This window comes from Promicromonospora kroppenstedtii DSM 19349 (genome assembly GCF_000515355.1).
GTDB classification, from domain to species: domain Bacteria; phylum Actinomycetota; class Actinomycetes; order Actinomycetales; family Cellulomonadaceae; genus Promicromonospora; species Promicromonospora kroppenstedtii.
Window position 1 is genome coordinate 10,907 of record NZ_KI911710.1, and the last position, 4,295, is coordinate 15,201.

The 4,295-nt window shown below is 73.1% G+C and carries 5 protein-coding genes; all 5 read right to left on the minus strand.

The annotated features are described in order from the left end of the window. On the minus strand, positions 1-318 hold a 318-nt coding region (locus tag PROKR_RS19440), incomplete at its 3' end, for an MrpF/PhaF family protein (RefSeq protein ID WP_342665886.1). Beyond that, positions 315-929, minus strand: coding sequence for a Na+/H+ antiporter subunit E (locus PROKR_RS19445; protein ID WP_084800547.1), 615 nt, complete (start codon positions 927-929; stop codon positions 315-317). The genes PROKR_RS19440 and PROKR_RS19445, both read right to left, overlap by 4 nt. Continuing rightward, complete coding sequence (locus PROKR_RS19450) at positions 926-2,587, minus strand: Na+/H+ antiporter subunit D (RefSeq protein WP_036965987.1); 1,662 nt, start codon at positions 2,585-2,587, stop codon at positions 926-928. The genes PROKR_RS19445 and PROKR_RS19450 overlap by 4 nt, the downstream gene beginning before the upstream one ends. Then, entirely contained in the window at positions 2,584-3,096 is a 513-nt protein-coding gene (locus PROKR_RS19455; protein ID WP_036965990.1) for a Na(+)/H(+) antiporter subunit C, read from the minus strand. The genes PROKR_RS19450 and PROKR_RS19455 overlap by 4 nt, the downstream gene beginning before the upstream one ends. Beyond that, on the minus strand, positions 3,093-4,295 hold a 1,203-nt coding region (gene mbhE, locus PROKR_RS19460; RefSeq protein WP_036965993.1), incomplete at its 5' end, for a hydrogen gas-evolving membrane-bound hydrogenase subunit E. The genes PROKR_RS19455 and mbhE, both read right to left, overlap by 4 nt.

Below are 4,295 nucleotides of genomic sequence, written 5' to 3' on the forward strand. Positions count from 1 at the left end.
ACCGGCGGCGCCCGCACCCGGCCGCGGCCCGGACCGCTGCGCTGCCGTGCCGTTCTTGGGCGGCTCGACGGCGGCGAACCGCGCGATCGTCACCGACCCGATGAACCCGACCAGCGAGAGCACCACGAGGATCGGCACGGACTCGGTGCGGCGCGAGATCGCGGCCTCGACCGCGATGGCGCCCACGAGGGCCGTGGTGAGCACGTCGAACGCCACCGTCCGGTCCAGCATGGTGGGACCGCGTTCGATCCGGACCACCGCGAGCAGCGCGCCCACGGCGAGCAGGGTGGTCGCGACCACTCCGACGGCGAGCATCATCGGCGTTCCTCCTTGTCCAGGGAGTAGGGAGCGAGCCCTGCACGGGCCAGCTCGGCGCTGGGCGCGAACGCACGCAGCAGCCGGGCCTCCAGGTCCAGCGTGGCGTCCCGGACGGCCTCGGGGCCGCCCGACGCCGCGATGTCCAGCACGTGCAGCCGCAGGGTCCGGGTCGGCCGGTCGAGGTCGATCACGAGCGTCCCGGGCACCAGCGAGGACAGGCCCGCCGTCGTGGCGATGAACAGGTCGGAGTCGGTGCGCAGCGGTACCGAGACCAGCGCGCCGTGCGGCGTCGGCCCACCGCGGGCTGCGCGGCCGGGCACCACCGCGGTCCACGCCACCTGGAACGACGCGAGCACGAGGTCGCCGACGAACCGGCCGAGCAGGTGCAGCAGCGGGCCGATCCGGACGGTCGTGGCCGTGCCGATGGGCGGCAGCGGGAACGCCAGCGCCACGAGGGCGCCGAGCACAGCGCCCGAGATGACGTTCGCCCACGACAGGTCGCCCCACAGGAGCACCCAGATCAGGGCGCCCACCACCATCGTGGGCCAGAGCGTCACGAGCCGGCGCGCACGCCGGCGCCGCGGTCCCTGGGCAGGGTCGGACTGCTTCACGGCGCCACCTCCTCGGTGTGGTCGGTGGTCTTGTTCGACTCGCCGGTACCGCGTGGCGCGCCGTCGGGGAACACGGCCTCGATGTAGGTGCGTCCGTCCATCACGGACTCGGCCGCGCGGTCCGCGTAGGCGTACAGCGGGCCGGCCACCACGGTGAGCCCGACGCTCACGGCGACCAGGGCCGCCGTCGGGCCGACCATGCCCCAGGGCAGGGGCGTCGGCTCGGGCAGCTTCTCCGGGCAGGGCTGCCAGAACGCCTTGTTCCAGGCCCGGACCACGGCGTAGAGCGTGAGCAGCGAGGTGACCACCGAGCCGACCACCAGCACCCAGGCCAGCCCGGAGCCGTCCACCACACCGGCCTCCAGCAGTCCCACCTTGCCCAGGAACCCGGACAGCGGCGGGATACCCGCGAGGTTCATCGCGGGCACGAAGAACAGGACGGCCAGGCCAGGCGCCATCGTCGCCAGGCCGCCCAGGCGGTCCAGCGACGTGGTGCCGGTGCGGCGTTCGATGAGCCCCACCACCAGGAACAACGCGGTCTGCACCGTAATGTGGTGCACCACGTAGAAGATGGCCGCGGCGGTGCTCGCCTGGGTGGCGAGCGCGACGCCGAAGATCATGTAGCCGATGTGGCTCACCAGCGTGAACGACAGCAGACGTTTCACGTCGTCCTGTGCGACCGCGCCCAGGATGCCGACGATCATGGTGGCCAGCGCCAGCACGAGGAGTACCGCCTCCAGCGCCTCGTTCCGCGGGAACAGCAGCGTCTGGGTGCGCAGGATCGCGTACACGCCCACCTTGGTGAGCAGGCCCGCGAACACCGCGGTGACCGGGGCCGGCGCCGTCGGGTAGGAGTCGGGGAGCCACGCGGACAGCGGGAAGATGGCCGCCTTGATCCCGAACGCGAGCAGCAGCAGCCCCTGGATGCCGAGCCGCACGCCCGGGTCGATGTCGGGCAGGCGCTCGGCGAGCTGCGCCATGTTCACCGTGCCCGTGGCCGCGTAGACCAGGCCGACGGCGACGAGGAACACGATCGAGCTGAGCAGCGCGACCACCACGTACACGCTGCCCGCGCGGATGCGCTCCACGGTGCCGCCCAGCGTGAGCAGCACGTACGACGCGGCGAGCAGGATCTCGAAGCCGACGTACAGGTTGAACAGGTCGCCGGCCAGGAACGCGTCCGCCACGCCCGCGGCGAGGATCAGGAACGTCGGGTGGAAGATGGCGACGGGGAGCACGTCACGGCGGGTGTCCTCGTCGGCGTCCGCGTCCTGCCCCCGGATGGCCTCCTGCAGGATCTTCGTGTCCCTGGTGGCGGGCGCCGTGCGGTCGTTGCCGTCGGCGATGCCCTGCGCCATCGAGTAGAGCAGCACGCAGAGCAGGACCACGCTGCTGACCAGCAGCATCAGGGCGGCCAGCGGGTCGGCCACGAGGTTGACCCCGACCGGGGCCGCCCATCCGCCGACGTCGATGACGACCGGGCCGTCCTGGGCGGCGACCACGAGACCCGCGGCAGCGGCCACCACCACGGACAGGGCGACCACGGAGATGATCCGCTGCGCCCGCTCGTACCGGTGCAGCGCCAGGGCCAGGCCCGCGGCGAACAGCGGCACCAGCACGGGCAGGGGGACGAGGGTCTCCAGGCTCCACGGGGTCATGCGTCCTCCCCTCCGCGGGTGGTGCCGGACGGCGTCTCGCGGTCCGGCAGCGCGACCTCGTCCCGCACGGCGACGGCCTCCTCGTCGAGCGTGGACCCGGACTCCTCGGCGTCGCTGTCGGCGTACGACGGCGCGTCCGCGTCGGCGAGCCGGGCGATGCGGGTGTCCTCCAGGTCGTCCTGCACCTCGTCGTGCCCGTGCAGCTGCCAGGACCGGTAGGCCATGGCCAGCACGAACGCGACCAGCGCGAGCGTGATGACGATCGAGGTCAGCACCATCGCCTGGGCCAGCGGGTCGCTCATCGGCTCCGCGGTGGCGCCGGTGATGGGCGGGGCGCCCGCGCGGCCGCCCGCCACGAGGATCGCGAGGTTGGCCCCGTTGCCCAGCAGCACGAAGCCGAGGAGCACGCGGGTCAGGGATCGCTCCAGCAGCAGGTAGACCCCGGCGGCGAACAGCACGCCGACCGTCAGGAGGAGGGCGCCAGAGGGCACGGTGTCGAGCACGATCATGCGCGGTCACCCCCGGTACGGACCTCGACCCGCCGGCGCTCGCCGATCGACCAGGCGAAGGGTTCCGCCTGCCGGTCCAGCTCCGCGCCGAAGCTCCGCAGGATGTCGATGACCAGGCCGATGACCACGAGGAACACTCCGATGTCGAAGAAGAGGCTGGTGACGAGGTGGACGTCGCCCAGCACCGGAATGTGCAGGTCGAGGATGGTGCTCTCCAGCACCTCCTGACCGGCGAGCAGCGCCACGAGCCCCACGCCCGCCGACAGGAACAGGCCGGTGCCGAGCACGAGGCCGGGGTGCACCGGCGCGGCCTCGCCCAGCTCGAACCGGCCGCCGGCCAGGTACCTGACGGTGAGGGCCAGGCCGGTCACGAGGCCCGCCGCGAACCCGCCGCCGGGCGCGTTGTGCCCGCTGAACAGCAGGAACAGGGCGAACAGGATCATGGGGTGGAAGATCACGCGGGTCAGCACCTCGAACAGCATGGAGCGCTGCCCGGGGTCGAGCGTCGGCCCGGCCAGCAGCCACTTGCCGCGCCGGGCCGGCTGGTTCCCGGCGCGCTCGCCGGAGGCGACGGCCTGGGCGTTCGCCGCCCGGTCCAGCCGCAGGACGTCGCCGCTGCGCTGCCGCAGGAAGACGAGCGACGCGACGCCGGTGGCGGCCACCAGGAGCACGGAGATCTCGCCCACGGTGTCCCAGGCGCGGATGTCGACGAGCGTGACGTTGACGATGTTGCGCCCGCCGCCGAAGGTCTCGGCCTCGACCGGGAAGTCCACCGACACCGGGGTGTGCACGCGGACCAGTGGAGCGGCGGCCACGAACGTCATGACGACCAGCCCGGTCACGACGCCGATCGCCAGGCGCACCCAGCGGCTCGCCGCGAGCGGCCGGTCCGAGAAGTACGGGGGCAGACGGCGTAGCACCAGCACCATGACCACCAGGGTCAGCGTCTCGCACAGCACCTGGGTCAGGGCCAGGTCCGGGGCGCCGTGCAGCAGGAACAGGGCCGCGTTGCCGTAGCCGGCCACGCCCGCCAGGATCACGGCCTTGAGCCGCCGCCGGGCCCGCGCCGTCAGGATCGCGGCCAGCACGACCACGGCGGCGATGACCAGCTGGGCGGGTTGGTCCCAGGGCACCAGCGCGAACGGGCCGAGGTGCAGCACGCCGTCGCGTCCCGCGGCGTCGGTCGCGACGGGCAGGCC

Coding starts and splice junctions, on each gene's coding strand:
- PROKR_RS19450 (WP_036965987.1), bottom strand. CDS start 2,587: ATGACCCCGTGGAGCCTGGAGACCCTCGTCCCCCTGCCCGTGCTGGTG.
- PROKR_RS19455 (WP_036965990.1), bottom strand. CDS start 3,096: ATGATCGTGCTCGACACCGTGCCCTCTGGCGCCCTCCTCCTGACGGTC.